We start from the raw sequence: 24865 nt of genomic DNA, 5'->3' as shown, positions 1-24865 counted from the left end.
GCGGCAAAGCCTTGCCGCCAAGTCGAGTTGAAGTAGAGGTTTACTATGTCATTTAATATTGCACTTAGTGGTATCGCTGCCGCCCAGAAAGATCTTAATACCACAGCGAACAACGTGGCAAACGTCAATACCGTAGGTTTTAAAGAGTCGCGCGCCGAGTTTGCCGATGTCTATGCCAACTCGATTTTCTCTAGCGGTAAAACTGCGGTCGGTGGCGGCGTGACTACCACTCAAGTGGCGCAGCAATTTCATCAAGGCAGTTTAAAGTTCACCAGTAACGCCCTTGATATGGCCATTAGTGGCGGCGGCTTTTTTGTGACGTCAACTGGCTTAGGTAACCAAGACTTTGCTTATACTCGCGCTGGTGCCTTTAAAATTGACTCAGGTAATTATTTAACCGATGCCGCCGGTAATTTCTTGCAAGCGTTTCCAGTGGATAAAGACGGTAATTCAACCTCAGTAAGCTTAACCACCACAGCGCAAGTGAAAATTCCAGATACGGCCGGTAGCCCAGTAAAAACGGCGGAAGTCGGCATACAGATGAATTTGAACGCGGGCGAAGATGTTAAAAAACCATCGCTATTTGACCCAAACGATCCTGATACTTTTAATAACTCTACCTCAGTGACTTTTTATGACTCACTGGGGGAGCCACACATTATGACCAGTTATTTTGTGCGACCAGAAAATGGCGCCTATACCGGCGAAAGTAACTGGGTAGCCTTTTATGCGGTAGATGGCCTGCAAGTAGATGTCTCTGGCGCCGCTGGCACCTATCAAACGGATACCGATGCCGACGGCACGCCTGATACGGCAGCGTCGGCAACTAACGCGGGCGGTTGGAAAGGCGCGGTAGTTAAATTTAATGATACTGGTGTGTACACCGGCAGCTCTCCAGTCACTATTACCACCGAAGAGCTGGGCGTCAATGGCGCTGGCGTACTGGGTGCTGGTGCCGATGGCACTCAAGCGTTAACAGTTAAATTTAATAGTCCGACTCAATTTGCCTCACCCTTTGAAGTAACTGAGTTGACGCAAGACGGTACTACCGTTGGCCGCTTAACTAACGTTGAAGTGGGCAGCGATGGCCTAGTGACAGCCAGTTACTCTAACGGCTCGACTGTGCCGTTAGCTCGGGTAGCGTTGGCACGCTTTGCTAATGAGCAAGGCTTAACTCAAGCTGGCAATACTTCGTGGAAGGCAAGTTTAGACTCAGGCCCGGCGTTAGCTGGGGAGGCTAAATCTGGCACCTTTGGCGATATTCGCTCATCGGCGCTTGAGCAATCCAACGTAGATTTAACCACTGAATTAGTGGATTTAATCTCGGCGCAGCGAAACTTCCAGGCTAACTCGCGCACCCTTGAAGTGAATAACACCTTGCAGCAAACCGTATTGCAGATACGTTAACTAACAATGGTTAGTTAATAATAGTTAGTAGCAATGCGCGCGCCTTATTAGGCCGCGCATTGCACTTCTTGCTGATGGTTCCAATCAGTTAGCCCTCACCCCTCAGCCGCCCCTTAAACACCTACGTCAATCCAGTTACAACCCCAATCTGCCAGCAAGCTTAAGTGACAACCCATGCTTAGTTGCCATTGCAACGCTAAAGGCGACGCAGGGGATAGATGGCACAGAGCTTGCTTTCTTATCCTGTATTCAGACGCCAGTAGAAAGATTGACGGAGCAGCATGGATAAGTTCATTTATATCGCCATGAGTGGAGCCAAGCAGAATATGCATTCGTTGGCCATTCGCGCTAACAACCTAGCCAACGCCAATACCGACGGTTTTAAAGCCGATATCGAGCAAGCGCGCTCAATGCAAGCCTTTGGCCATGGCTTGCCAACTCGGGTGTTTGCCATGACAGAAAATCCTGCCGCCGATTTTACCCCAGGCAGCATTCGCACTACCGGCCGTGATTTAGATGTCGCTATCAAGGATAAGGGCTGGTTTGCGGTGCAAGCGGCTGACGGCAGTGAAGCTTATACCCGTTCTGCCAGCTTACAAATCGATGAATCTGGTTTACTGCGTAATGATCGCGGTAATCCTGTCATGGGCGATGGCGGGCCGATTGTACTGCCCATCCCCATAGAAAAAGTCCAAATTGCCACCGATGGCACGATTTCTGTCAGACCTCAAGGGGCGGCGGCCAATGTAATCGAAGAAGTCGGGCGCCTTAAGTTAGTTAACCCGGATGAGAAAAATCTGATGCGCGGTGAAGATGGCTTATTTCGGCAAATGTCGGGCGAAATAGCGCCTGTGGATGAAGCCGTGTTAGTTCAAGCGGGCGCCGTTGAAGGCAGTAATGTCAATGCCGTCCATGAAATGGTGTCGCTTATCGACTTGCAACGTCAATTTGAAATGCAGGTAAAAATGATGAAAACCGGCGAAGAAATCAATCGCGCCTCCACCGCATTAATGCGCATTAGTTAGGAGTAGAGGATATGCATCCAGCACTATGGATTAGTAAGACCGGGCTTGATGCTCAGCAAACCGATATTGCCACTATTTCTAACAATGTCGCTAACGCTAGCACCATAGGTTACAAGAAAAGCCGCGCCGTATTTGAAGATCTCTTGTATCAAACCGTCAATCAACCGGGCGGCATTAGTGCGGCCAATACTAAGTTGCCCAACGGCTTAAGCATAGGTGCGGGGACTAAAGTGGTGGCCACTCAAAAAGAGTTTACCCAAGGCAATATGCTCACCACAGATAATTCTTTGGACATGATGATTGAAGGCCCTGGTTTTTTTGAAGTTGCTCTGCCAGATGGCACCACAGCTTATACCCGCAATGGTCAATTTAACTTGGATGAAAATGGCCAAATAGTGACCCCAGGTTCTGGTTATGTCCTGCAACCCCCGATCACAATTCCGGATGATGCCTTATCTATTACTGTCTCTGCTGAAGGCGAAGTGTCAGTTAAAACCCCTGGTAATGCTGAAAATCAGGTGGTAGGCCAGTTTAGTGTTTCAGACTTTATTAACCCATCCGGCCTCGACCCAATAGGACAGAACATGTATCTAGAAACTGGGGCCAGCGGTACACCTATTCAAGGCACGGCCTCGTTAGATGGTTTAGGTATCATACGCCAAGGGGCACTTGAAACCTCAAACGTCAATGTCACCGAAGAGTTAGTTAATTTAATTGAGAGTCAGCGGATTTATGAGATGAACTCCAAGGTGATTTCGGCGGTTGATCAAATGCTTAATTACGTGACTCAAAATCTGTGAGGTAGGCTGATGCGCAGCTCATTATCTATCCTAGCCATCTTGGTTGTTACCGGATGCGCCGCCACCGGTGATAAACCCATTGCCGATGACCCATTTTACGCCCCTGTCTATCCTGAATCGGCGCCGACTAAAGTAGTGGCCACAGGCTCTATTTATCAAGAGAGTCAGGCCAACAGCCTGTTCTCTGATATTCGCGCCCTTAGAGTCGGTGACATCATTACTGTGGTGTTGGCTGAATCGACTCAGGCCAAAAAGAGTGCCAATAACGAGATTAGTAAGAGCTCAGATTTGAGTATCGACCCGCTGAAAGTCATGGGGGGCAATGTCACCATTAATGGTAAACCTCTTGATTTAGCTTATAACGATAGTTTTAACACTAGTAGGGAATCGGCGGCCGATCAAAGTAACAGTTTATCGGGGAACATTTCTGCCAACGTGATGCAAGTGCTGAGCAATGGCTATTTAGTCATCCGCGGCGAAAAATGGATCAGTATTAATAATGGTGATGAGTTCATTCGCGTTACCGGCATAGTGCGCCCGCAAGATATCAGCCCAGATAACACCATAGCCTCTAATCGTGTGGCCAATGCCAGAATTCAATACAGTGGTACCGGCACCTTTGCGGAAGCGCAAAAGGTTGGCTGGTTAAGCAGTTTCTTTATGAGTAGCTGGTGGCCTTTCTAAGGAATGCATCATGAACAGTCTGTCGCAGTGTGTTACCAATCTCACATCATTCAGCTTACGAGTTTTAAGCTTAGGCTTATTAAGTTTTTCACTCGTTTCGGTGGCGCTACCTGTTCATGCCGAGCGCATTAAGGATATTGCCAATATTCAAGGGGTGCGCTCTAACCAACTCATAGGCTATGGGCTGGTGGTTGGTTTACCTGGGACGGGTGAAAAAACTAGTTACACCGAACAAACCTTTAAAACAATGCTTAAAAACTTCGGCATTAATTTACCCGATAATGCCCGCCCTAAAATTAAAAACGTGGCCGTGGTTGCTGTGAGCGCCGAAATGCCGGCCTTTATTAAGCCCGGCCAAACCATGGACATTACAGTCTCAAGCGTCGGTGAAGCCAAAAGTTTACGCGGTGGCACCTTGCTGCAAACCTTTTTGAAAGGGGTGGATGGTAATGTCTATGCCATAGCTCAAGGCAGTTTAGTGGTCAGTGGTTTTAGCGCCGAAGGCTTAGATGGCTCTAAGGTGATTCAAAATACCCCAACCGTTGGCCGCATTCCTAATGGCGCCACAGTCGAGCGCACCGTCGAAACGCCATTTTCCAGCGGCGATTATCTCACCTTTAATTTGCGCCGCCCAGATTTCACCACCGCTAAGCGCTTGGCGCAAAGCATTAATGATTTACTGGGACCGGATATGGCGCGCCCGCTGGACGCATCATCGGTGCAAGTCACCGCGCCGCGGGATGTATCGCAGCGCGTGTCCTTCTTATCGACGTTAGAAAATATTGAAGTGGAGTCAGCCGTTGAAGTCGCCAAGATTATCGTCAATTCGCGTACCGGCACTATCGTGGTGGGCCAAAACGTGCGCTTATTGCCGGCGGCGGTCACCCATGGCGGCTTAACTGTCACGATTGCCGAATCATTAAATGTGTCGCAGCCCAATGCTTTGGCTAATGGGGAGACTGTGGTCACGCCTGAAAGCACCATAGATGTGTCGGAAGAAAATAATCGCATGTTCTTATTTAACCCAGGCACCACCTTGGATGAGTTAGTGCGGGCGGTCAATTTAGTAGGCGCTGCGCCCTCTGATGTATTGGCGATATTAGAAGCGTTAAAGATGGCAGGCGCCTTGCATGGAGAGCTTATCATCATCTGATTATTGTCACTGTGTCTTATGGAAAAGCTCGCTAACTCAAGTCACTATTTGGATCTCGCAAGCTTAGATCAACTAAGATCCCGCGCTCAAAAAGACGATAAGGCCGCCTTGAAAGAGGTGGCCGCCCAGTTTGAAGGTATCTTCGTTCAAATGCTCATGCAAAGCATGCGCGCCGCCAATGCCGTGTTTGAATCCGACAGCCCATTTAACAGTGAATACACTAAATTTTACGAGCAAATGCGCGATCAACAAATGGCCGTAGAACTCGGTAATCAAGGCAATTTAGGCTTAGCTGACATGATGGTGCAGCAATTAAGTGCAGATGGCGCAGGCATTACTCCGGCATCGGCCCTTACGGGTGCTCAGGGGCGAATGATTGCCGATGCTAGCTTGCCAAGCGGCACAAATGGACAAGTGAATTCCACGGCCTCAATCCACACGACAGGATTTACTCCCTACAAAATTGATGCCGTCGCCCTTGATAGCCGCGCCGCGCCAATTTGCAGTTCAGATAGCAGTGCCACTGACACCCTCAAGCGCGAACTCGATAAGCTCTTAAGTGCGAATGACTTGGCTGCCATCGCTAAGCCGCTCAAGCATACGCGCGCTAAGGCGCAAAGTGATCAGTTTGATACTGAATGGCGCTCGCCGATGGCGGTAATAGCGCCGCAGGGCGCATCGCCTTCAACCCCTAGCCATTTTGTAAAGCAGCTTTACCCCCATGCAGTGGCCGCCGCCAAGCAACTTGGCACTACCCCAGAAGTGTTATTGGCGCAATCGGCGCTAGAAACCGGTTGGGGGCAAAAAATGGTGAAGACCCCAAATGGTGAACCCAGTCATAACTATTTCAATATTAAGGCCGATGGCCGCTGGTCTGGGCAAAAAGCCCAAGTATTGACGCTGGAATATGAGCGCGGCCAAGCCGTGAAGCAATCGGCCAATTTTCGGGTCTATGACGGTATTAAACAAAGTTTTGATGATTTTGTCGGCTTAATTGAAAACAACGAACGCTACCAAGGCGCGCGTGCACAAGCCGCTTCCCCCCAAGCTTTTATTCGCTCCTTGGCACAAGCAGGTTATGCCACCGACCCGCAATACGCGCGCAAAGTGCTGCGAGTCATGGAAGCGGTTAAGGCCTTAATTCCAGCAGAAGGCCAATAAGCCATGACTAACATGTCAAGGAGTCAGCTATGAGCGTGGATTTACTCAATCTTGCCCGCACTGGGGTGATGGCATCGCAATCACAGCTAGGCGTGACCAGTAATAACATTACTAACGTCAATACCAAGGGCTATCACAGGCAAGTGGCGCAGCAAGATACCTTAGGGACGCAGCGCATTGGCGGTAATTTTTATGGCACCGGCACTTATGTGTCTGACGTTAAGCGTATTTACAATGACTTTGCCGAGCGTGAATTGCGTATAGGTCAAAGCAGTTTAAGCGCGGCGCAAACCCAAGATAAAAAGTTGAGCGAACTAGATCAATTGTTCTCACAAATCGGCAAGGCCATTCCTAATAGCTTGAATCAACTGTTTGCCGATCTTAATGGTTTAGCTGATTTACCGGCCGATTTAGGTCTGCGCGGCTCAGTGCTTAATAATGCTGGTGAAGTCGCTAAGGCGATTAATCAGTTGCAATCGACCTTAAATGGTCAACTGCAGCAAACCAATGATCAAATAGTGGCGATTACTGAGCGAGTCAATCAAATTGGGGTTGAGCTTGCCAATATTAATCGCGAGTTGATGAAGTCCGGCGGCCAAGATACGGCGCTGCTTGATCATCAAGATGCCTTGTTTCAAGAATTAAGTCAGTTTGCGCAGGTGAGTGTTATCCCGCTAGAAACCGGCGCCAAGAGTGTGATGCTCGGCGGCAGTATCATGCTAGTGTCAAATCAAGTGCCTATGACCCTAGGCACAGAGCAGGGCAGTCCATTTGCAGAAGAGTTGCGCCTTAATGCCAGTTCTGGTGGCCAGTCGATTGCGGTGAAAGGCGAGAATATTGGCGGGCAGTTAGGCGCCTTATTTAATTATCGCGATAACAGTCTATTGCCGGCAGCCCGTGAAGTCGGCCAGCTAGCCTTAGGCATAGCCGCCAGTTTCAATCAGCAGCAAGCGCAAGGATTAGATCAAAATGGTCAAGTAGGTGCGCCGATTTTTAGAGACATTAACGACCCGTTAATGTCGGTGGGGCGCGTGGGCGTCGATACTGGCAATGCCGGCACTGCGGCGTTAACTCTGACCATAGATGATATTAATCAATTGGCAGGCACTGAGTATCAGCTTAATTACACCACAGCGGGTGGTTATCAACTGCGCGATACTGCGTCCGGCGCTACGACAAGTTTAACCTTAGCGGGGGGCGTGTTAAGCGGCGGCCCTGGCTTTAGCCTTAATATCACCAGCGGCGCTATGGTGGATGGTGACAGTTTTACCTTGCGACCAAGCGCTGGCGCGGGCGCTGGCATTGCCATAGTGATGACTGACCCTAAAGGTATCGCCGCGGCGTCTCCTAATATGATGGCTGCCGCGGCCAATTCTGGCACCACAGAGCTTAAGTTAACCTCAGTGACTAACAGCAATGCAGCCAATTTTCCCACTACGGCCAATAAACTCACGCTCACTATCAATACTGGCGCTAGTACTTATCAAGCGTTTGATAGTAATGGTGCGTCATTAGGCACGTTTGCCTATACGCCGCCAACTATCTCAGCCTTTGGTTTTACCCTTGACGTAACTTCAAGCGGCGCCGCCACAGACACTTTCACCTTAAATTTCAGCAGTAATAGCGGCGATAACACCAATATCGAGGCCATGGCCAAGCTTGCTGATAACAAGCTGATGAACAATGGCAAGAGCACCTTAATGGATGTGTTTGAGAACACTAAGTTAGATGTTGGCAGTCAAGCGAAAGCCGCCGATGTCAAATTAGGTTCGGCCGCAGCCATTTATAAGCAGGCCAAAGATAGAGTGGAAAGTGAGTCGGGCGTCAATCTTGATGAGGAGGCGGCCAATCTCATCCGTTTTCAGCAATCTTATCAAGCGGCGGCGCGAATTATGACCACAGCCCAGCAAATTTTTGACAGCTTACTCAGTTCAGTGCGTTAAGGGGGATAGATGCGTATTTCAACCTCGCAGTTTTACCAACAAAATCTTAATAGCGTGCTGCAAAAGCAAGGCAGTACCGCTGAGCTTTTGGCCAATTTAAGCACAGGCAAAAAGGTCAATACCGCCGGCGATGATCCAGTGGCAGCCATAGGCATAGATAATCTGAAGCAGCAAAATGCCTTAGTGGGCCAGTTTATGAAGAACATAGATTACGCCACCCAGCGTTTATCCTTTGCAGAAACCAAATTAGGTAATGCCCAAAGTATTGGCATCAATATGCGTGAGCAGATGCTAAGGGCAGTCAATGGCACCTTGGGCTTGAATGAGCGGCAAACCCTTGCCGATGATATGCGTGCCAGTCTTGATGAGTTAATCAATATTGCCAATAGCCAAGATGAATCCGGCAATTATATTTTTGGCGGCTTTCAAACCGATATACCGCCGTTTGCGTTTGATAACAATGGCAATGCTATTTATAGCGGCGATGATGGCGCGCGCCAATCCATAGTCGCCAAAAATAGCAGCATAGCCACCAACATCAGCGGTGATAAGGCCTTTATGAATGCCGCTAATGCCTTGGGAGATTTTAGCGTCAACTATTCGCCGTCCTTAACCGGGGACACTCGGGTGAAGCAGGCAAATATCACCAACCAAGCGACTTATGTGGCTGACGATTACACCTTTAACTTTATAGCGGGCGGCACAGGGCTAGATCTAGAAGTGCGCAATTCTGCCAACACATTAGTGACGACAGTCACTAATGTTGACACTACTAACTCTGTGAATTTTAACGGTATTGAAGTGCAGTTTGGCGGCACGCCTAAGGCTGGGGATAGCCTAACGTTGACGCCGCAATCCCAGGTGAGCCTGCTCGACACCTTGAATCAAGCCATCAGTTTATTGACCACAGATGCCGTGAATACTCCAGCAGGAACTGCGCAGTTGGCACAGCTATTGCAAAATACTGACAACGGATTGGCACAATTGAGTGTTGCCCAAGGTGAAGCAGGAAATTCACTTAAGCAACTGACGAGCTACCGCGGTCAACATGTGGATGAGCAATTAGTGAATACTAGCGCGCTCTCAGTGTTGGAAGATTTGGATTACGCATCGGCGTTTAGTGAGTTTACTCAGCAACAAGCGGCGTTAGATGCGGTCTCGAATGTGTTTGGCAGAGTGGGTTCGGTGTCCTTGTTTGACTTTATTTAGCAACAAGTATGAAGCCTTTCTACCAGCAAGAAACAACTGAAATTGGCCAAGCTTATGAGCCTTGGCGGTTAAACTAGGAAGAGGAACTCAACATGCCAATCGTAGTCAATACTAACGTGACTTCCATGAAGGCTCAGAAAAACCTGAATATGTCGAACTCTGGTTTGGCAACCTCCATGGAACGCTTATCTAGCGGTTTGAAAATCAACAGCGCCAAAGATGATGCGGCGGGTCTGGCGATTTCTGACCGACTAAACAGCCAAGTGCGCGGTTTAGATATGGGTATGCGTAACGCTAATGATGCTATCTCCATTGCCCAAATCTCTGAAGGCGCCATGCAAGAGCAGACCAACATGCTGCAGCGGATGCGAGACTTGACCATTCAGGCCAACAACGGTGCCAACAGTTCTGACGACTTGCAATCGATTCAAGAAGAGGTCACTCAGCTCATCGCTGAAATTACCGCGATTGGTAACACCACAGCCTTTGGTAATACTAAATTGATGACTGGCGATTTTTCAACGGGTAAGACCTTCCAAGTAGGTCATCAAAATGATGAAGACATTCAAATTAAGGTGAAAGAAAACAACTCTGCCACCCTGTCTGTGGCTGGGGTTGATGTTAAAAGCTCGGCAGGGCAAACCAGTGCTCTGACTAAAATCGATGCCGCCATTAAGTCAGTGGACACGCAGCGCGCTGATCTCGGAGCGATTCAAAACCGCTTGGCCCATAACATAGCTAACAGTGCTAACACTCAAGCTAACGTTGCCGATGCGAGAAGCCGGATTGTGGACGTGGACTTTGCCAAAGAAACCTCAACCATGACTAAGAATCAGGTATTGCAACAAACGGGCTCTGCCATGTTAGCGCAGGCCAATCAGTTGCCACAAATTGCCATTTCCTTACTTGGCTAAGGGATTGTCAAACTAAAAAAGACGCGGTTGTCGCGTCTTTTTTGTTTTATAACAACTACTTATTTTTTTTCGTTCGTCATTTTTGATTTTTTCGCTAAAGTTCGCCAAACCGCCGCCGTTACAGTAAGTGTAATGAGTGATGACCCGCCTGGCTTAACAAGCAAGACAGGCAAGTTTGGCAGCCAGGTAAAGAGGAAATTAATTATGGCTATTACAGTAAACACCAACGTAACTTCGATGAAGGCACAAAAAAACCTGAATATTTCAAATAGCGCATTGGCCACTTCGATGGAGCGTTTATCGAGCGGTTTACGTATCAACAGCGCTAAGGATGATGCTGCAGGTCTTGCCATTTCAGACCGCTTAAACAGCCAAGTGCGCGGCTTAGAAGTCGGTATGCGTAACGCAAATGATGCTATCTCCATTGCTCAGATTTCTGAAGGCGCCATGCAAGAGCAAACTAACATGCTGCAGCGGATGCGTGACTTGACCATTCAAGCCAACAACGGTGCCAACAGTACCGATGACTTAGTGTCTATCCAAGAGGAAATTACTCAGTTAGCCACTGAAATTACCGCTATCGGTAATACTACCGCCTTCGGTAGCACTAAGCTGCTCAATGGCGATTTTTCAGCCGGCAAGACTTTCCAAGTAGGTCACCAAAATGATGAAGATATCACTGTTAAAGTGACCACTACCACAGCAAGCTCTTTATCTGTCAATTCGTTGTCAGTCGCCTCTTCAGCAGGGCAAACCAGTGCCTTAACTAGAATTGATGCCGCGATTAAGACCATTGACACTCAGCGTGCTGAGCTCGGTGCGATTCAAAACCGTCTAGCTCATAACATTAATAACAGTGCCAACACTCAGTCTAACGTAGCTGATGCAAGAAGCCGGATTGTGGACGTGGACTTTGCCAAAGAAACTTCGGCCATGACCAAGAGCCAAGTACTGCAACAAACAGGCTCTGCTATGTTAGCCCAAGCAAATCAGATGCCGCAGATTGCCTTGTCATTACTCTAATAGCGCTCAAGGTCGGTAATGCAAGGGCGCTTCTCATGAAGGCCCTTTGCTGTTTTCGACGTGTGAACTCAGTAGGCATGTTAATTTGTGGATAAGGTGAGAAATGGCTATGGATATCAATATAGCAACTTCAACCGTGATACCGGCGCAAGATAAAGGGCCGCATCCGAGTCGTTCAATGTCTGTCACTGCAGAAAATAAAACGCAACCCTCTAATTTGGTGCAGAATTTGCTTAAGAAAGAAGAGCAAGCTGACTCAGAGGCATCAGCAAAAGAGAAAGCTCGCGATAACTCAGAGGCATTAGATAAGGTGGTCGAGGATATGACCTCCATGATGTCTATGATGCGTAAGGGCTTAGCTTTTAAGGTTGATGATACGTCTGGTCGCTCTGTAGTGAGTGTGATGGATGTAGATTCCGGTAATATCATTCGGCAAATCCCCAGTGAAGAAGCGCTGGAGCTGGCTCAGAAACTGTCTGATGTCACCGGATTGCTGATGAAAACCGAAGCCTGAGACTCGCTCAGGCTTTATTTTTTCAGAGGTAGTTATGGCGCTCACGGCAACAGGATTAGGCTCTGGCCTAGACATTAATAACATTGTCAAAGTATTGGTTGATGCTGAAAAACTGCCCAAAGAGGCTGCGTTTAATAAAGCTGAAGATCAAATCAAAGCTAAAGTGTCGGCGATAGGCAAGCTTAAGAGCGCCTTATCGACCTTCCAAGATGCGTTGGCTAAGCTGCAAAATGGTAAGAACCTAAATCCGCGTACTGTCTCTACCGGTAACAGCACTTACTTTACGGCAAGCGCCGATAAATTTGCGCAATCAGGCAGTTATAGCATCAAGGTCGAACAATTGGCTGCGGCTCATAAGGTCGGTGGCGCTTTTACCACGAGCGCGAGCTCAACCGTTGGCGAAGGTTCGCTGACCTTTGGTGTGGCGGGTAAACAGTTTAGTGTCAATATTGCGGCGACAAACGATCTCAATGACATAGCAACAACTATTAACAGTGCCAGTGATAATGTGGGGGTGAGCGCCTCTGTGGTGACCACCAATGGCGGCTCGCGTTTAGTCTTTAGCAGTAAAGAGACGGGCCTTGCAAATGCCATGACAGTGACAGCCACGGATACTACAGGCACAGGTCTTAATGACATGTTTAATGGTGTGAATCAAAGCGAGTTACAGCCTGCGAAAAATGCCATCGTTTACATAGATAACCAGCGTTTAGATTCAGCGTCCAATACCCTATCAAGTGCCATTACTGGCGTGAGCGTCAAATTAACCGATGCCGATGTGAATAAGACATCCACGCTAACCGTGAGCTTAGATACTGCGACGGTAAAATCTAACGTTCAAGAGTTTGTGGATTCTTATAATAGCTTGATGACTGAGGTTAATCGGCTCTCGGCTTATGATGTTGACAAGAAAACCGCCGCCGCCTTACAAGGCGATTCTATGGTGCGCTCACTTGAATCTCAGCTTAGGAGTATGGCCAGTCAAAGAGTGACGACGGATGGCAAAAGTACCGCCTTGTATGACATAGGTATTGGAATTGACCGCTATGGCAAGATGTCTGTCGATAACACTAAGCTTGATAAAAGCATAGCGACCAACATGAGCGGCATTGAAGGTTTGTTCGCCACCAAAGATACTGGCCTTGCCAATAAGCTAGATACTATGGTGAAAACCTATGTGAAGTCCGGCGGCGTAATTGATGGACAGAACAAAAGCTATACCTCGCAGCAACAGCGTTTAACCGATCAAAAAGAAGCGTTCGCCCGTAAAATGACCCAGTTGCAAGCGCGCTTAACTAAGCAGTTTAATGCTATGGATTTAGTCGTCGGTAGGTTAAATGCTCAAGGTTCTGGGATTATGGACAGGTTAAACTCATTACCTGGGGTTGTGAGCTCTCGTTAATTTTGCCCAGTTGACTCGAGATATTAAGCGTGAAATAACACAAGGATAGGCCTATGACATCCCAGCAGTCAGCACTTGCGCAAGTGAATCAGGACGTGGCAGCCACCCTAGCAGCGCTTGCTAATACCCCTGCAGAAGATGTTAATTCAGACGACTTGGTCTCTAAATTGCAAGAGCTTAGCTTGCAGCGTCAAAATATATTGGACGTGCTGCTCGCCGATGAAACCTTAACCGATGTTTCATTTTGGCAAGAGCAATGGCAACTGACTCAAACCTTTAGCCAAGGGGCAATCGAGGCGCGAGATCACAGACAGTCCTTGCTCCATGCTGGTCGTCAAACGACGCGCCATATTAATATGTATCAGTCGATAGATGATAATAGGTAGGTGTTTATGAGAGGGTCATTACAATCATATCGCAAGGTTTCGCTCGACAATGAAATAGCGTCGGCATCACCTCATCGTATTATTCAGATGATGCTCGCTGGTGCGTTAGAGCGCCTAGCTCAAAGTCGTTATGCCATCGAAAATAAAGATATTCAAACTAAGGGAATATTACTGAGTAAAGCCATAGGTATTATTAATGGCCTTAATAGTAGCCTTAATATGCAAGCGGGTGGTGAAATTGCTAATAATTTAAGCGAGCTGTATGCGTTTATGTTGCGTCGTATTACCTTTGCCAATATCAATAATGATCTGCAAGCAATTGATGATGTTATGACCATTTTACGCGATATTAAGGAAGGCTGGGATGCCATTCCTGATAGTGAGCATCATCTATCAGTTAATTCTGAGCTCGTATAAGCGTGGGTTTTTTGTCTCTATATTGGTTGAAAATAAGGATGCTGTGGTGATAACAGTAGCAAGGTCGCAACAATTATTTTGCTGGGTAGCTGATTATTCTAAAATGGACGTCATGAATCATCAGTGACAATTATGATTTGTCACTTGCTAATGGCGTCCTGTTAATACACTATTCTTACTAAAGATATTAAGATTAAATAGTTCCAAGGTAAGTAACAGCAAGCATATTAATAACGAATGCGACTATCCTCATGAGCTTGATGGCCTACTGAATGATGCAAATAGATCAACGAATAATAATTATTGCTAATGCTTGTGAGCGTCTGCAGCGTTTAACTCATATCCTCGAATTTCTCGGTGAAAGAGTTGAGGTGATTGCGCCCGAACAATTATCAACATTAGCCTCAGAGACCCGCTTTCGCGGCGTCATTGTTTGCCCGCAATCACTGCCCCTTGACGCGATGCAAGCCTATGCGAGCGCCGTTCCTTGGCAGCCGATGTTAATGATGTTTGATGCTGCGGGTCTGACGCGCGGTCACAGTAATATCCTTGGCATGATAGATGAGCCGCTTAACTATCCACAGCTCACAGAATTACTGCATATCTGTCAGTTATTTGTACAATCCCAGCGCGCTGAAGTTGTGACTAGCGCCAATCAAACCAAACTATTTCGCTCGCTGGTGGGCCGCAGTGACGGCGTTGCCGCCGTTAGGCATTTGATCAGTCAAGTGGCGACTTCGGATACTAGCGTGTTAGTGCTTGGACAATCGGGCACTGGTAAAGAGGTGGTCGCGCGTAATATCCATTATTTATCGGAACGCCGTGATGGCCCGTTTATTCCGGTAAACTGCGGCGCGATACCGGCAGAGCTATTAGAAAGTGAATTATTTGGTCATGAAAAAGGCTCATTTACAGGGGCGATTAGCGCCCGTAAAGGCCGATTTGAGTTAGCTGAAGGCGGCACCTTATTCTTAGATGAAATTGGTGATATGCCGCTGCAAATGCAAGTAAAACTGCTGCGAGTATTGCAAGAGCGCACCTTTGAGCGTGTGGGCGGCGTTAAGTCGATTCAAGCCAATGTGCGAGTGGTGGCGGCGACCCATAGAAATTTGGAACAAATGATCACCGACTCGACCTTTCGAGAAGATTTATATTATCGCCTCAATGTGTTTCCAATTGAAATGCCATCCTTGTCTGAGCGCGCCGAAGATATTCCATTATTGCTGCAAGAGTTGGTGAGCCGCGTCTTTAATGAAGGCCGCGGTAAAGTTAGATTTACTCAGCGCGCCATCGAGTCATTAAAAGAGCATGCTTGGACAGGTAACGTCCGTGAATTATCTAATCTGGTTGAGCGTTTAACCATACTGTTTCCTGGCGGCTTGATTGATGTCAATGATTTACCGCTTAAGTATCGTCATATTGACGTGCCTGAATATGAAGTCGCATGCAGTGAAGCCTTGCAGGAGCGCGACGTGTTATCAGCCATCTTTAATGATGAAGAACCCATTGAATTACCTGAGCATCGCTTCCCAAGTGAACTGCCATCGGAAGGGGTTAACTTAAAGGATTTATTGGCTGAGCTTGAAATTGATATGATACGTCAAGCTTTAGAACAGCAAGACAATGTGGTGGCTCGCGCCGCGGAAATGCTCGGCATTCGCCGCACCACGTTAGTGGAAAAAATGCGTAAATATGGTTTAAGTAAAGACTAATGGCTTAAGCGTCAATCCATATACTCAGTACATAAAAAGAGGTGAAAGCCTCTTTTTTGCTTCTATTTCAAAGCTTTATTTTTGGCACAAAGTCTGCATTATCCCTGCAAGCGTAAGTATTTTGACGGGGTTAATATGGTTCATCATTCTCTTGCTACTGTGGTCGCCATTGACCCACCAACCAAGCCCTATACCACCAAAAGTGCGGCCAATATGTCGACGCGCATGGATCATATTCTGCAAGCCATGCCATCTGGCATCATTATTCTGGATGAAGCTGGCATAGTGACCCAAGCCAATGCTGTGGCTTATTCCTTGTTGGGATTGCCGCTCGATGGCTTGCGCTGGCTTACTATCATAGAGCGGGCATTTGCGCCCAAAGATGATGATGGCCATGAAGTGTCACTGCGCGATGGTCGGCGGGTAAAGCTTGCCATTACGCCGTTATCGCCAGAACCTGGACAGTTAATTGTGCTCACAGATCTCACTGAAACGCGGCAATTACAAACTAATTTATCTCACCTTGAGCGTTTATCGGCGCTCGGAAAAATGGTCGCTAATTTAGCCCATCAAGTACGCACCCCATTAACCGCCGCCATTTTATATGCATCAAACCTCAAGCAAGCGCGCTTAAGCGCAGAGGCGCGCAGCCGCTTTAGCGATAAGTTATTAGACCGGCTTAATGATTTAGAGCGTCAAGTGAATGACATGCTGCTAATGGCGCGCGGCCAAGCCAATGGTCAAGCGCAAGACATAAGCGCTGAAGCGTTAATGCAGCAAGTCATGGAACAGTGCGAGCCAATAGTCACTAAGCAGGGCGCCATGATCAGTGTGGCGGTGCAGCAAGATAGCCGCATTCATGTCAACGTTAATGCCATGGCATCGGCGCTTGGAAATCTCGTCAATAACAGCTTAGAAGCGGGCGCGAGTGATATTCGCCTAGTCGTCATGCCCGATGCCACTGAGCCTACTAAACGGGTGCAGTTATTGGTGGCGGATAATGGCCGCGGCATAGATAAAAAATCTCAAGCGCAAGTATGCGATCCTTTCTTTACCACTAAAGCCCAAGGCACTGGGCTTGGACTTGCCGTGGTGCAATCGGTGGCGCAGCAACATGACGGCCGCTTGACCTTAAGCGCCGCCCCTGGGCGCGGCGCGATAGTCGCGCTCAGTTTGCCAACACTTATTAATCAATCAGCCTTAGTGTGAGTCAGCCTATGAACGCCGGAACGATTTTATTGGTCGAAGATGATAGCCACTTACGTGAAGCGTTAGTTGATACATTACTGCTAGCGCACTATCACTGCATTGAAGTGGTAACGGCAGAAGATGCCATCTTGGCGCTAAAACAGCACTCAATAGATATGGTGATTAGTGATGTGCAAATGCCGGGTATTGGCGGCATGGGCTTACTGGCTTACTTACAAAAAAATCATCATCAATTGCCGGTGTTACTGATGACAGCCTTTGCCAGTATTGATAGCGCTGTTGATGCCATTAAATTAGGCGCCGTTGATTATTTAGCTAAACCCTTTGCACCTGAAGTGCTGCTCAATCAAGTGAGCCGCTATATGCCAAATGCCGCGCCCATTGCAGGGCCTGTGGTGTGCGATGATAAAAGTATTGCGCTCCTTAATTTGGCTAGCCGCGTCGCCGTTTCTGACGCGTCGGTGATGATTTTAGGTCCGAGCGGCTCAGGTAAAGAAGTGTTAGCGCGCTATATCCATCAGCATAGCGCACGCAGCAATGCGCCATTTGTGGCGATTAACTGCGCCGCGATTCCTGAAAATATGCTTGAAGCCACCTTATTTGGTTACGAGAAAGGCGCATTTACTGGCGCTTATCAAGCGTGCCCTGGCAAGTTTGAGCAAGCCGAGGGCGGCACTTTACTGCTCGATGAAATCTCTGAAATGGATTTGTCGTTGCAAGCTAAGTTGCTGCGGGTATTGCAAGAGCGCGAGGTCGAGCGTTTAGGCGGCCGCAAAACCATAGCCCTGAACGTGCGGATTTTAGCGACCTCAAACCGTGATTTAAAAACTGCGGTGGATAATGGCGAGTTTAGAGAAGATTTATACTATCGCATCAATGTGTTCCCGCTCACTTGGCCGGCCTTAAAAGACAGGCCGCTGGATATTTTACCGCTGGCACGACATTTATTGACGCGCCATTGTGAGCATAATCAGAGAGTCGCGCCTGAACTTGATGATATCGCCTGTCGGCGCTTATTAGGCCATCGCTGGCCTGGCAATGTGCGCGAGCTTGATAACGTCATGCAAAGAGCGCTAATTTTGTGCCAAGGGATAAATATTAGCGCCATAGATATCATTATCGATACTCAGGAACCCATAGCCTTTAATGCTCAAGAACAAGAGCCAGTTAATAGCGAAGGGCTAGGGCAAGAGTTGCAAGCCCAAGAGCATGTGATCATTCTTGAAACGTTAAATCAATGCCAAGGTAGCCGTAAGTTAGTGGCTGAAAAGCTCGGCATTAGCGCCAGAACTTTGCGCTATAAAATGGCTAGAATGCGCGAGCTTGGCATGGCGATTTAGGGGAACTTTAAGCACTGAGCACTGAGCACTGAGCATTAAGCATTAAGCTCACTGTTCAAGGCTTAACGCCGTAAGCTTAGTGAAATTGGCTCTGACCGAGTGTTCTTCCCAAGCTTAAATTACCTGACTTAACTCACTTGCCTTAAACCGCAGCGTTACATCGCTGCGGTTAGCTAACATCCAATCAATAGCATTGAAACAACAACATCCAATCAATCACCTTCCTCTGACCTGCCTAAGCCGCCTTACATATCTAAGTTGATGTCAGCCATACCAATTGTCTTAAACCAAAGCCGTCACTAGAGTGTTGGCAAACTAATTGCATCGAGAGATAACTACTCGCCAAAGAGTCAAGTTGCCGTCAGGAGGCTATGATGCAAATTACTACTAACCCCTTGTTTGCTGAAATGCAGGCCATCAAAGCTGAAATTTCCCCGTCGACCAACCTATTACCTGAGTCAATGCGTCAGGTTAATAACACTCAAGGTGCCGATTTTTCGCAATTGCTCAATCAAGCCATAGGTGCTGTCAATGAGTTGCAACATAACTCCAGCAGCTTGGCGACGCGTCTGGAAATGGGTGACACCCGCGTGAGCCTATCTGATACCGTCATCGCACGTGAAAAAGCCAGTGTGGCTTTTGAAGCAACCCTACAAGTTCGCAATAAATTCGTTGATGCTTATAAAGAGATTATGAGCATGCCAGTGTGATATCAAGCCGCGGCTAAGTGATGTCAGCGCTTGATATGTAAGGCGCTGCTATCAAAGGTTCTGGACAGCTAAAAAAATCAGGAATGATATTGTGAGTACAAACGTGATCACTGGCGCCGATGCTGCCACCATAAATGCCGATAATGGCGCCGCTCAAGAACATGAATCAGGCAAGAGTAGCCGTTTTGGCGGCAGTGATGTTTTGCGTCAAATCACCATGATTTTAGCATTAGCAATTTGTTTAGCTGTGGCTGTGTTTATCATGATCTGGGCGCAAGAGCCTGAATTTAGACCTTTACCTAAAATGGATACTCAACAAATGGTTGAGGTCCTTGATGTGCTCGATAAAAACCGCGTTGACTATAAGATTGATGTGGATGTGATTAAGGTGTCTGAAGAGCAGTATCAAAGCGTTAAGATGTTACTGTCCCGCGCCGGTGTTGAAACCGCGACCAGTAGCGCTGATTTCTTAACTAAAGAAACCGGTTTTGGCGTCAGTCAGCAAATGGAGCAAGCACGGTTAAAGTTCAGCCAAGAGCAACATTTAGCCAAGGCGATTGAAGAGCTTACCAGCATTAGCCGGGCTAAGGTGATTTTAGCTCTGCCTAAAGAGAATGTGTTTGCGCGCCATCGCAGTCAGCCAAGTGCCACTGTGGTAGTGACTACTCGGCGCGCTGGGTTAGCTCAAGGCGAAGTTGATGCTGTGGTCGATATTGTGGCTTCAGCCGTTGAAGGGTTAGAGCCATCGCGGGTGACAGTAACCGATGCTAATGGCCGCTTATTAAATTCTGGCAGTCAAACTGGCGTTTCAGCCATAGCGCGGCGCGAGCAAGAATTAGTGCAGCAAAAAGAAGCTGAATATCGCGCTAAAATTGAAGCGATTTTAATCCCTATCCTTGGCCCTGAAAACTTTACATCTCAAGTTGACGTTAATCTTGATTTCACCGCGGTTGAAGAAACTTCTAAGCGCTTTAATCCAGAAGTGCCTTCCCTTAGAAGCGAAATGACGGTTGAGAATGAATCAAGTAGCGGCAGTATTGGTGGCATCCCTGGCGCCTTAACTAATCAACCACCTATGGATGCCAATATTCCGCAAGATGCCACCGAGGCTGCTAAAACCAGTACCAGTAATGGCAGTTCACATAAGGAAGCGACTCGTAATTTTGAGCTCGATACCATCATAAGTCATACCCGTCAGCAAATTGGCACAGTTAAACGCGTCAGTGTGTCGGTGGCAGTGGATTTTAAACCAGGACCTGCTGCTGAAAATGGCGACATTACTCGGGTTGAGCGCACTGCCGATGAACTTAACAATATTCGCCGCTTGTTAGAAGGCGCGGTAGGGTTTAGCAGTGATCGCGGCGATAGTATAGAAGTCGTGACAGTTCCCTTTATGGATCAACTGATTGAAGCGGGTCCTGAGCCAGTACTGTGGGAACAGCCTTGGTTCTGGCGGGCGGTTAAATTGGCCTTGGGCGCCTTTGTGGTGTTAGTGCTTATTTTAGCTGTGGTTAGGCCTATGCTTAGAAAGCTGATTTACCCAGATGGCCAACCTTTACCTGACGAACTTAGGCTTAACAATGAATTGGCCGACATTGAAGATCAATTTGCCAGCGACACCTTAGGCATGCTTAAGGCCAATGATTCGGAATACTCCTATCGGGAAGATGGTTCCATCCAAATTCCAACGCTACATAGAGATGATGATGTGATTAAGGCTATTCGGGCATTGGTGGCCAATGAACCTGAATTATCGACTCAAGTAATTCAAAGATGGTTGGACGAAGATGGTGGACGATAAAAAAGTTGAAAAGGAAGCGTTTAATATTGCCGACATGAGCGGCATAGATAAGACGGCTATTTTGCTCCTTAGCCTGAGCGAAGCCGACGCTGCCTCGATTATGCGGCATTTAGAGCCCAAACAAGTGCAGCGCGTCGGCATGGTGATGGCGGGCATGAAAGATTTTAATCAAGATAAAGTCATGGCTGTGCATAAGAAATTTCTTGATGACATTCAAAACTTTACCGCTATTGGTTTTAACAGTCAGGAATTTGTGCGCCGCGCCTTAATGTCGGCCTTAGGTGAAGAGAAGGCCGGTAACTTGATTGAACAAATTGTCATGGGCGGCGCCTCTAAAGGCTTAGAGTCATTAAAATGGATGGACGCCAGACAAGTGGCCACCATCATTCAAAATGAGCACCCACAAATTCAAACCATTGTTTTATCCTATTTAGACTCAGATCAAGCGGCCGAGATATTCTCGCAATTTCCTGAAAATACTCGCTTAGATTTGTTGATGCGTATCGCGAACCTTGAAGAAGTGCAGCCCGCTGCTTTGCAAGAACTCAACGATATCATGGAAAAACAATTTGCCGGACAAGGCGGCGCGCAGGCGGCCAAAATGGGCGGCCTAAAAACGGCAGCGGATATTATGAACTTCCTCGATACGGCGGTGGAAAGCCAGATTATGGAAACCATGCGCGAAGCCGATGAAGAAATGGCGCAGCAAATTCAAGACTTGATGTTTGTGTTTGAAAACCTGATAGATGTGGATGATCGCGGTATTCAGGCAATATTGCGTGAAGTTCAGCAAGATGCCTTAATGAAAGCCCTTAAAGGCGCCGATGACGGGCTTAAAACTAAAATATTGGGCAACATGTCTAAACGCGCCGCCGAACTGCTGGCTGATGACTTGGAAGCCATGGGGCCTATTCGCTTAAGTGAAGTGGAAATCGCGCAAAAAGAAATTTTGGCGATTGCGCGCCGCTTAGCGGATTCAGGTGAAATCATGTTGGGTGGTGGCGGCGGAGATGAGTTCCTCTAATGGCTGAAAAAATCACCCGCTATCTGGTGCGCCCAGAAGAGCAAGACGAGTTTGATGCTTGGCGCATGCCTGATGTGAGTCATGATATTGCCCGCCCAGATAAAGACTTATTTGGTCATGTCCCAGGGGAGCTAGTATTACCCCTTGATAACGATCTCACCATGATGCCGCCAACCATGGCTGAACTTGAGCAAATTCGCCTCGAAGCCGAGCAAGAAGGCTTTGCTGAGGGACGAGCGCAGGGACTAGAGCAGGGGCTAGAGGCGGGGCGCTTAGAAGGCTTAATGCAAGGCCATCAACAAGGCTTTAGTCAAGGCGAGCAACAAGGTTACGAGCAAGGCATGGCCAAGGCTGTAGAAATGATGACGCGCTTTGATGGCTTGATTAGCCAGTTTATGGCGCCGCTATCTTTGCTGGATGATGAAATTGAATATCAGTTATTGCAGTTAACTCAAGCCTTAAGCCAGGCCGTAATTGGCCATGAATTATCCATAAAACCTGAACATATTCTTCATACCCTAAAACAAGGGATAGCCGCTTTACCCTTAGCCAGCAAAGCCATAGCTATTCACTTGCATCCCGATGATATTCAATTAGTTACCACCTTATATGGCGCCGAGCATATTGAGCACAATGGTTGGCAATTGCAAGCCGACCCTTGTTTAGGGCGCGGTGATTGCCAAATTGTTTCGGGTCGCTCTTTAGTGGACTTAAGTTTGCAGCAACGCCTGCAAGCCGTACTGGCGCAAACCAGTGCGCAAATGCAGCAGTTATCCAATCAAATTAATGATAAACAAGCCACACTTGCGGCGCGCTCAACAAGCGCCGCTACCGCTTGCGATCATAGTGATGGCACTGACACTAGTGACAATGAATTAGCAAGTGACAGTGAGCCTAATTCAGTTGTCACAGAGGCATACACCATTGAGTTAGATAACTTAGATGCTAGTACTCAAGTGATGCGGGAAGACTAATGACTAGTCGTCTGCAGCACCTTAAACAGAGCTTAACTCAGCATTTGCAGCAGCAACATCCGTTTCGCGCAGTGGCGTCTGGGCAGTTAGTGCGGGTGGTGGGGCTCACTTTAGAAGCCAGTGGTTGCCGCGCGCCTGTGGGCAGTTTATGCAGCATAGAAACTATGGCAGGCGAAATAGTGGCTGAAGTCGTGGGCTTTGATGATGATATTCTATACCTGATGCCCGTGGATGAACTGCGCGGAGTATTGCCTGGCGCTAGAGTTACCCCCCTTGGCGCCAAAGCGGGTTTACCTGTGGGTATGGCATTACTTGGGCGTGTGCTTGATGGTAGCGGCGAGCCCCTTGATGGACTTGGGCCATTAACCATTGAAAAACGAGTGAGTAGTCACACAGAAGCGATAAATCCGTTATCGCGGCGAGCTATTACTGAGCCACTTGATGTCGGCATTCGAGTCATCAATGCCATGTTAACTGTGGGCGTTGGGCAGCGCATGGGATTATTTGCAGGCTCAGGCGTGGGTAAAAGTGTGCTACTAGGCATGATGACCCGCGGCACTAATGCCGATGTGATTATTGTTGGGCTGGTGGGGGAGCGTGGCCGAGAAGTGAAAGAATTTATTGAAGAAATTCTTGGTGATGAAGGGCGCGCGCGCTCAGTCGTCATCGCCGCGCCTGCTGATACTTCGCCATTAATGCGTCTGCGCGCCTGCGAAACCGCTACCCGTTTGGCTGAATATTATCGAGAGCTAGGTTATAGCGTGTTGTTATTGATGGATAGCTTAACTCGGTACGCGCAGGCGCAGCGGGAAATTGCCTTGGCCGTGGGCGAGCCGCCCGCCACTAAAGGTTATCCGCCTTCCGTATTTGCAAAGTTGCCGCGTCTAGTTGAGCGCGCGGGTAATGGTAATGCCAGCGCTGGTGAAGGCGGGATCACCGCATTTTATACCGTATTAACCGAAGGCGATGATTTGCAAGACCCAATAGCCGATGCGGCTCGCGCCATTTTGGATGGTCACATAGTGCTGTCGCGCACCTTAGCCGATAGCGGTCATTATCCGGCCATAGATGTTGAAGCATCTATTAGTCGCGTGGCACCTATGGTGGTGAGTGAGCAACATCTTGAAGCTATGCGTAAAGTCAAACAAACCTACTCCTTGTACCAGCAAAACCGCGACCTAATATCCATTGGCGCTTATGCCCAAGGCAGCGATCCTAGGCTTGATAATGCCATACGGTTATTGCCGGCCATGAATGCTTTTATGCGCCAAAGCATGCGTCAAAGCGTCAATTTTGCTGATAGTCAATTAATGCTGACCCAATTAGCAGCTCAATGTAAGTAGTGGTCACTCAATAAAGGGAGAGTGTGATGAGTAAAGATCCACTGCTAACAGTGCTAAAACTGGTGACTGAAGCTGAGCAGCAGGCGGCCTTACAATTAAAAAGTGCCCAGCTTGAATGCCAAAAACGCCAACAGCAGTTGGCCTCTCTCAATCAATATCGCCTAGATTACATGCAGCAGTTAAAAAATAAACTCGGGCAAGATATTAGCGCCAATTATTATCATCAATTTCAGCGCTTCATTCGCCAAATCGATGACGCCATCGCTAATCAGCTTAAAACCATTACAGATGCCAATAATATTCGTGAGCATAGGCAGGCACATTGGTTGCAGCGCCAGCAAAAACGTAAATCGGTCGAGCAACTGCTGGATAAAAAAGCCCAGCAAGCTAATGCTAAGGCGCAGCGATTAGAGCAAAAGCAGCAAGATGAGTTTGTGGTTAATCAATACGCTAGACGCACTATTCGCTAATTACCCGACAGGCGAAAGCGTTAGAGTTTGACACGTTAACGCTTGCCGAACCTCATATTGGCTTATCTTGCCGTCGCTATTGTGAACTTGTCTCTTGCAATTCCTAAGTCTCTTAGTTTGTGGCATTGAAATTGCTTATAACTAGGTCAATAGGGAGTGGTTGCCGTTATTGTCACTGTGACTGTCATTGTGATTAAGGTTAACGCTCCCATGGAACTGGCCTGAGTAAATGCGGGTTAAGATT

Annotated in this window: 23 protein-coding genes; all 23 read left to right on the top strand. The window is 47.8% G+C overall.

All coding sequences use genetic code 11. The features are described from left to right. The first annotated feature begins 45 nt into the window (after nt 1-45). The 23 genes from flgE to fliJ all read left to right on the top strand — a co-directional run bounded on the left by flgE (nt 46) and on the right by fliJ (nt 24621). The gene (flgE, locus tag AC1HDP_RS07440; RefSeq protein ID WP_479638266.1) at nt 46-1407 is read left to right on the top strand and encodes a flagellar hook protein FlgE; all 1362 of its coding nucleotides are present in this window, start codon (nt 46-48) and stop codon (nt 1405-1407) included. Between the two features lie 281 nt (nt 1408-1688). Continuing rightward, nucleotides 1689-2432 carry a flagellar basal-body rod protein FlgF gene (flgF, locus tag AC1HDP_RS07435; RefSeq protein ID WP_479638265.1) on the top strand — a complete coding sequence of 248 codons (744 nt, stop codon included), beginning with the start codon at nt 1689-1691 and terminating at the stop codon, nt 2430-2432. Between the two features lie 11 nt (nt 2433-2443). Further along, nucleotides 2444-3232 (top strand): flagellar basal-body rod protein FlgG, encoded by a 789-nt coding sequence (flgG, locus tag AC1HDP_RS07430; RefSeq protein ID WP_479638264.1) that lies wholly within the window; start codon nt 2444-2446, stop codon nt 3230-3232. Nucleotides 3233-3241: 9 nt separating this feature from the next. After that, nucleotides 3242-3916, top strand: a complete 675-nt coding sequence (gene flgH / locus AC1HDP_RS07425; RefSeq protein ID WP_479638263.1) for a flagellar basal body L-ring protein FlgH — start codon at nt 3242-3244, stop codon at nt 3914-3916. Nucleotides 3917-3926: 10 nt separating this feature from the next. Further along, on the top strand, nt 3927-5069 hold the full coding sequence (locus AC1HDP_RS07420) for a flagellar basal body P-ring protein FlgI (RefSeq protein WP_479638262.1): 1143 nt from the start codon (nt 3927-3929) through the stop codon (nt 5067-5069). An 18-nt stretch (nt 5070-5087) separates the two neighbouring features. Then, complete coding sequence (flgJ, locus tag AC1HDP_RS07415; protein WP_479638261.1) at nt 5088-6230, top strand: flagellar assembly peptidoglycan hydrolase FlgJ; 1143 nt, start codon at nt 5088-5090, stop codon at nt 6228-6230. Nucleotides 6231-6259: 29 nt separating this feature from the next. Beyond that, the gene (gene flgK / locus AC1HDP_RS07410; protein ID WP_479638260.1) at nt 6260-8173 is read left to right on the top strand and encodes a flagellar hook-associated protein FlgK; all 1914 of its coding nucleotides are present in this window, start codon (nt 6260-6262) and stop codon (nt 8171-8173) included. A gap of 9 nt (nt 8174-8182) precedes the next feature. Continuing rightward, nucleotides 8183-9382 carry a flagellar hook-associated protein FlgL gene (flgL, locus tag AC1HDP_RS07405; RefSeq protein WP_479638259.1) on the top strand — a complete coding sequence of 400 codons (1200 nt, stop codon included), beginning with the start codon at nt 8183-8185 and terminating at the stop codon, nt 9380-9382. A 92-nt stretch (nt 9383-9474) separates the two neighbouring features. Continuing rightward, the gene (locus tag AC1HDP_RS07400) at nt 9475-10296 is read left to right on the top strand and encodes a flagellin N-terminal helical domain-containing protein (protein WP_140933195.1); all 822 of its coding nucleotides are present in this window, start codon (nt 9475-9477) and stop codon (nt 10294-10296) included. A 204-nt stretch (nt 10297-10500) separates the two neighbouring features. Further along, entirely contained in the window at nt 10501-11319 is an 819-nt protein-coding gene (locus AC1HDP_RS07395; RefSeq protein WP_479638258.1) for a flagellin N-terminal helical domain-containing protein, read from the top strand. 109 nt (nt 11320-11428) lie between these two features. Beyond that, a complete protein-coding gene (locus tag AC1HDP_RS07390) occupies nt 11429-11833 on the top strand; it encodes a flagellar protein FlaG (protein WP_479638257.1) in 405 nt (134 codons plus the stop codon). Nucleotides 11834-11867: 34 nt separating this feature from the next. Next, complete coding sequence (fliD, locus tag AC1HDP_RS07385) at nt 11868-13235, top strand: flagellar filament capping protein FliD (RefSeq protein ID WP_479638256.1); 1368 nt, start codon at nt 11868-11870, stop codon at nt 13233-13235. Nucleotides 13236-13288: 53 nt separating this feature from the next. Beyond that, nucleotides 13289-13621: a flagella biosynthesis chaperone for FliD, FliT gene (locus AC1HDP_RS07380; RefSeq protein WP_479638255.1), complete on the top strand. Its 333-nt coding sequence runs from the start codon at nt 13289-13291 to the stop codon at nt 13619-13621. Nucleotides 13622-13627: 6 nt separating this feature from the next. Continuing rightward, nucleotides 13628-14038: a flagellar export chaperone FliS gene (gene fliS / locus AC1HDP_RS07375; RefSeq protein WP_140933190.1), complete on the top strand. Its 411-nt coding sequence runs from the start codon at nt 13628-13630 to the stop codon at nt 14036-14038. Between the two features lie 272 nt (nt 14039-14310). Next, complete coding sequence (locus tag AC1HDP_RS07370; RefSeq protein ID WP_479638254.1) at nt 14311-15750, top strand: sigma-54 interaction domain-containing protein; 1440 nt, start codon at nt 14311-14313, stop codon at nt 15748-15750. 135 nt (nt 15751-15885) lie between these two features. Beyond that, on the top strand, nt 15886-16959 hold the full coding sequence (locus tag AC1HDP_RS07365; protein ID WP_479638253.1) for a sensor histidine kinase: 1074 nt from the start codon (nt 15886-15888) through the stop codon (nt 16957-16959). A gap of 8 nt (nt 16960-16967) precedes the next feature. Beyond that, the gene (locus AC1HDP_RS07360) at nt 16968-18299 is read left to right on the top strand and encodes a sigma-54-dependent transcriptional regulator (protein ID WP_479638252.1); all 1332 of its coding nucleotides are present in this window, start codon (nt 16968-16970) and stop codon (nt 18297-18299) included. 374 nt (nt 18300-18673) lie between these two features. Then, nucleotides 18674-19009: a flagellar hook-basal body complex protein FliE gene (gene fliE / locus AC1HDP_RS07355; protein WP_479639846.1), complete on the top strand. Its 336-nt coding sequence runs from the start codon at nt 18674-18676 to the stop codon at nt 19007-19009. 91 nt (nt 19010-19100) lie between these two features. Further along, complete coding sequence (fliF, locus tag AC1HDP_RS07350) at nt 19101-20810, top strand: flagellar basal-body MS-ring/collar protein FliF (protein ID WP_479638251.1); 1710 nt, start codon at nt 19101-19103, stop codon at nt 20808-20810. Beyond that, nucleotides 20797-21834: a flagellar motor switch protein FliG gene (gene fliG, locus AC1HDP_RS07345; RefSeq protein ID WP_479638250.1), complete on the top strand. Its 1038-nt coding sequence runs from the start codon at nt 20797-20799 to the stop codon at nt 21832-21834. The genes fliF and fliG overlap by 14 nt, the downstream gene beginning before the upstream one ends. Further along, nucleotides 21834-22808, top strand: coding sequence for a flagellar assembly protein FliH (gene fliH / locus AC1HDP_RS07340; protein WP_479638249.1), 975 nt, complete (start codon nt 21834-21836; stop codon nt 22806-22808). The genes fliG and fliH overlap by 1 nt, the downstream gene beginning before the upstream one ends. After that, nucleotides 22808-24151: a flagellar protein export ATPase FliI gene (fliI, locus tag AC1HDP_RS07335; RefSeq protein ID WP_479638248.1), complete on the top strand. Its 1344-nt coding sequence runs from the start codon at nt 22808-22810 to the stop codon at nt 24149-24151. The genes fliH and fliI overlap by 1 nt, the downstream gene beginning before the upstream one ends. A 23-nt stretch (nt 24152-24174) precedes the next feature. Then, nucleotides 24175-24621 (top strand): flagellar export protein FliJ, encoded by a 447-nt coding sequence (gene fliJ, locus AC1HDP_RS07330; protein WP_479638247.1) that lies wholly within the window; start codon nt 24175-24177, stop codon nt 24619-24621. Nucleotides 24622-24865: the final 244 nt, after the last annotated feature.

The organism is Shewanella sp. ISS20 (assembly GCF_056522965.1).
The sequence above is the reverse complement of the archived record's forward strand: the minus strand, read 5'-3'. Positions and strand labels throughout refer to the sequence as shown.

Bases quoted from the DNA above. Each gene is read 5' to 3' on its own strand.
- fliS (WP_140933190.1), top strand. From the start codon at position 13,628: ATGAGAGGGTCATTACAATCATATCGCAAGGTTTCGCTCGACAATGAA.
- flgL (WP_479638259.1), top strand. From the start codon at position 8,183: ATGCGTATTTCAACCTCGCAGTTTTACCAACAAAATCTTAATAGCGTG.
- fliG (WP_479638250.1), top strand. From the start codon at position 20,797: ATGGTGGACGATAAAAAAGTTGAAAAGGAAGCGTTTAATATTGCCGAC.
- flgJ (WP_479638261.1), top strand. From the start codon at position 5,088: ATGGAAAAGCTCGCTAACTCAAGTCACTATTTGGATCTCGCAAGCTTA.
- flgE (WP_479638266.1), top strand. From the start codon at position 46: ATGTCATTTAATATTGCACTTAGTGGTATCGCTGCCGCCCAGAAAGAT.
- AC1HDP_RS07365 (WP_479638253.1), top strand. From the start codon at position 15,886: ATGGTTCATCATTCTCTTGCTACTGTGGTCGCCATTGACCCACCAACC.
- flgK (WP_479638260.1), top strand. From the start codon at position 6,260: ATGAGCGTGGATTTACTCAATCTTGCCCGCACTGGGGTGATGGCATCG.
- flgH (WP_479638263.1), top strand. From the start codon at position 3,242: ATGCGCAGCTCATTATCTATCCTAGCCATCTTGGTTGTTACCGGATGC.
- AC1HDP_RS07400 (WP_140933195.1), top strand. From the start codon at position 9,475: ATGCCAATCGTAGTCAATACTAACGTGACTTCCATGAAGGCTCAGAAA.
- fliH (WP_479638249.1), top strand. From the start codon at position 21,834: ATGGCTGAAAAAATCACCCGCTATCTGGTGCGCCCAGAAGAGCAAGAC.
- fliI (WP_479638248.1), top strand. From the start codon at position 22,808: ATGACTAGTCGTCTGCAGCACCTTAAACAGAGCTTAACTCAGCATTTG.
- AC1HDP_RS07395 (WP_479638258.1), top strand. From the start codon at position 10,501: ATGGCTATTACAGTAAACACCAACGTAACTTCGATGAAGGCACAAAAA.
- AC1HDP_RS07370 (WP_479638254.1), top strand. From the start codon at position 14,311: ATGATGCAAATAGATCAACGAATAATAATTATTGCTAATGCTTGTGAG.
- AC1HDP_RS07390 (WP_479638257.1), top strand. From the start codon at position 11,429: ATGGATATCAATATAGCAACTTCAACCGTGATACCGGCGCAAGATAAA.
- AC1HDP_RS07420 (WP_479638262.1), top strand. From the start codon at position 3,927: ATGAACAGTCTGTCGCAGTGTGTTACCAATCTCACATCATTCAGCTTA.
- AC1HDP_RS07360 (WP_479638252.1), top strand. From the start codon at position 16,968: ATGAACGCCGGAACGATTTTATTGGTCGAAGATGATAGCCACTTACGT.
- AC1HDP_RS07380 (WP_479638255.1), top strand. From the start codon at position 13,289: ATGACATCCCAGCAGTCAGCACTTGCGCAAGTGAATCAGGACGTGGCA.
- fliD (WP_479638256.1), top strand. From the start codon at position 11,868: ATGGCGCTCACGGCAACAGGATTAGGCTCTGGCCTAGACATTAATAAC.
- flgG (WP_479638264.1), top strand. From the start codon at position 2,444: ATGCATCCAGCACTATGGATTAGTAAGACCGGGCTTGATGCTCAGCAA.
- fliE (WP_479639846.1), top strand. From the start codon at position 18,674: ATGCAAATTACTACTAACCCCTTGTTTGCTGAAATGCAGGCCATCAAA.
- flgF (WP_479638265.1), top strand. From the start codon at position 1,689: ATGGATAAGTTCATTTATATCGCCATGAGTGGAGCCAAGCAGAATATG.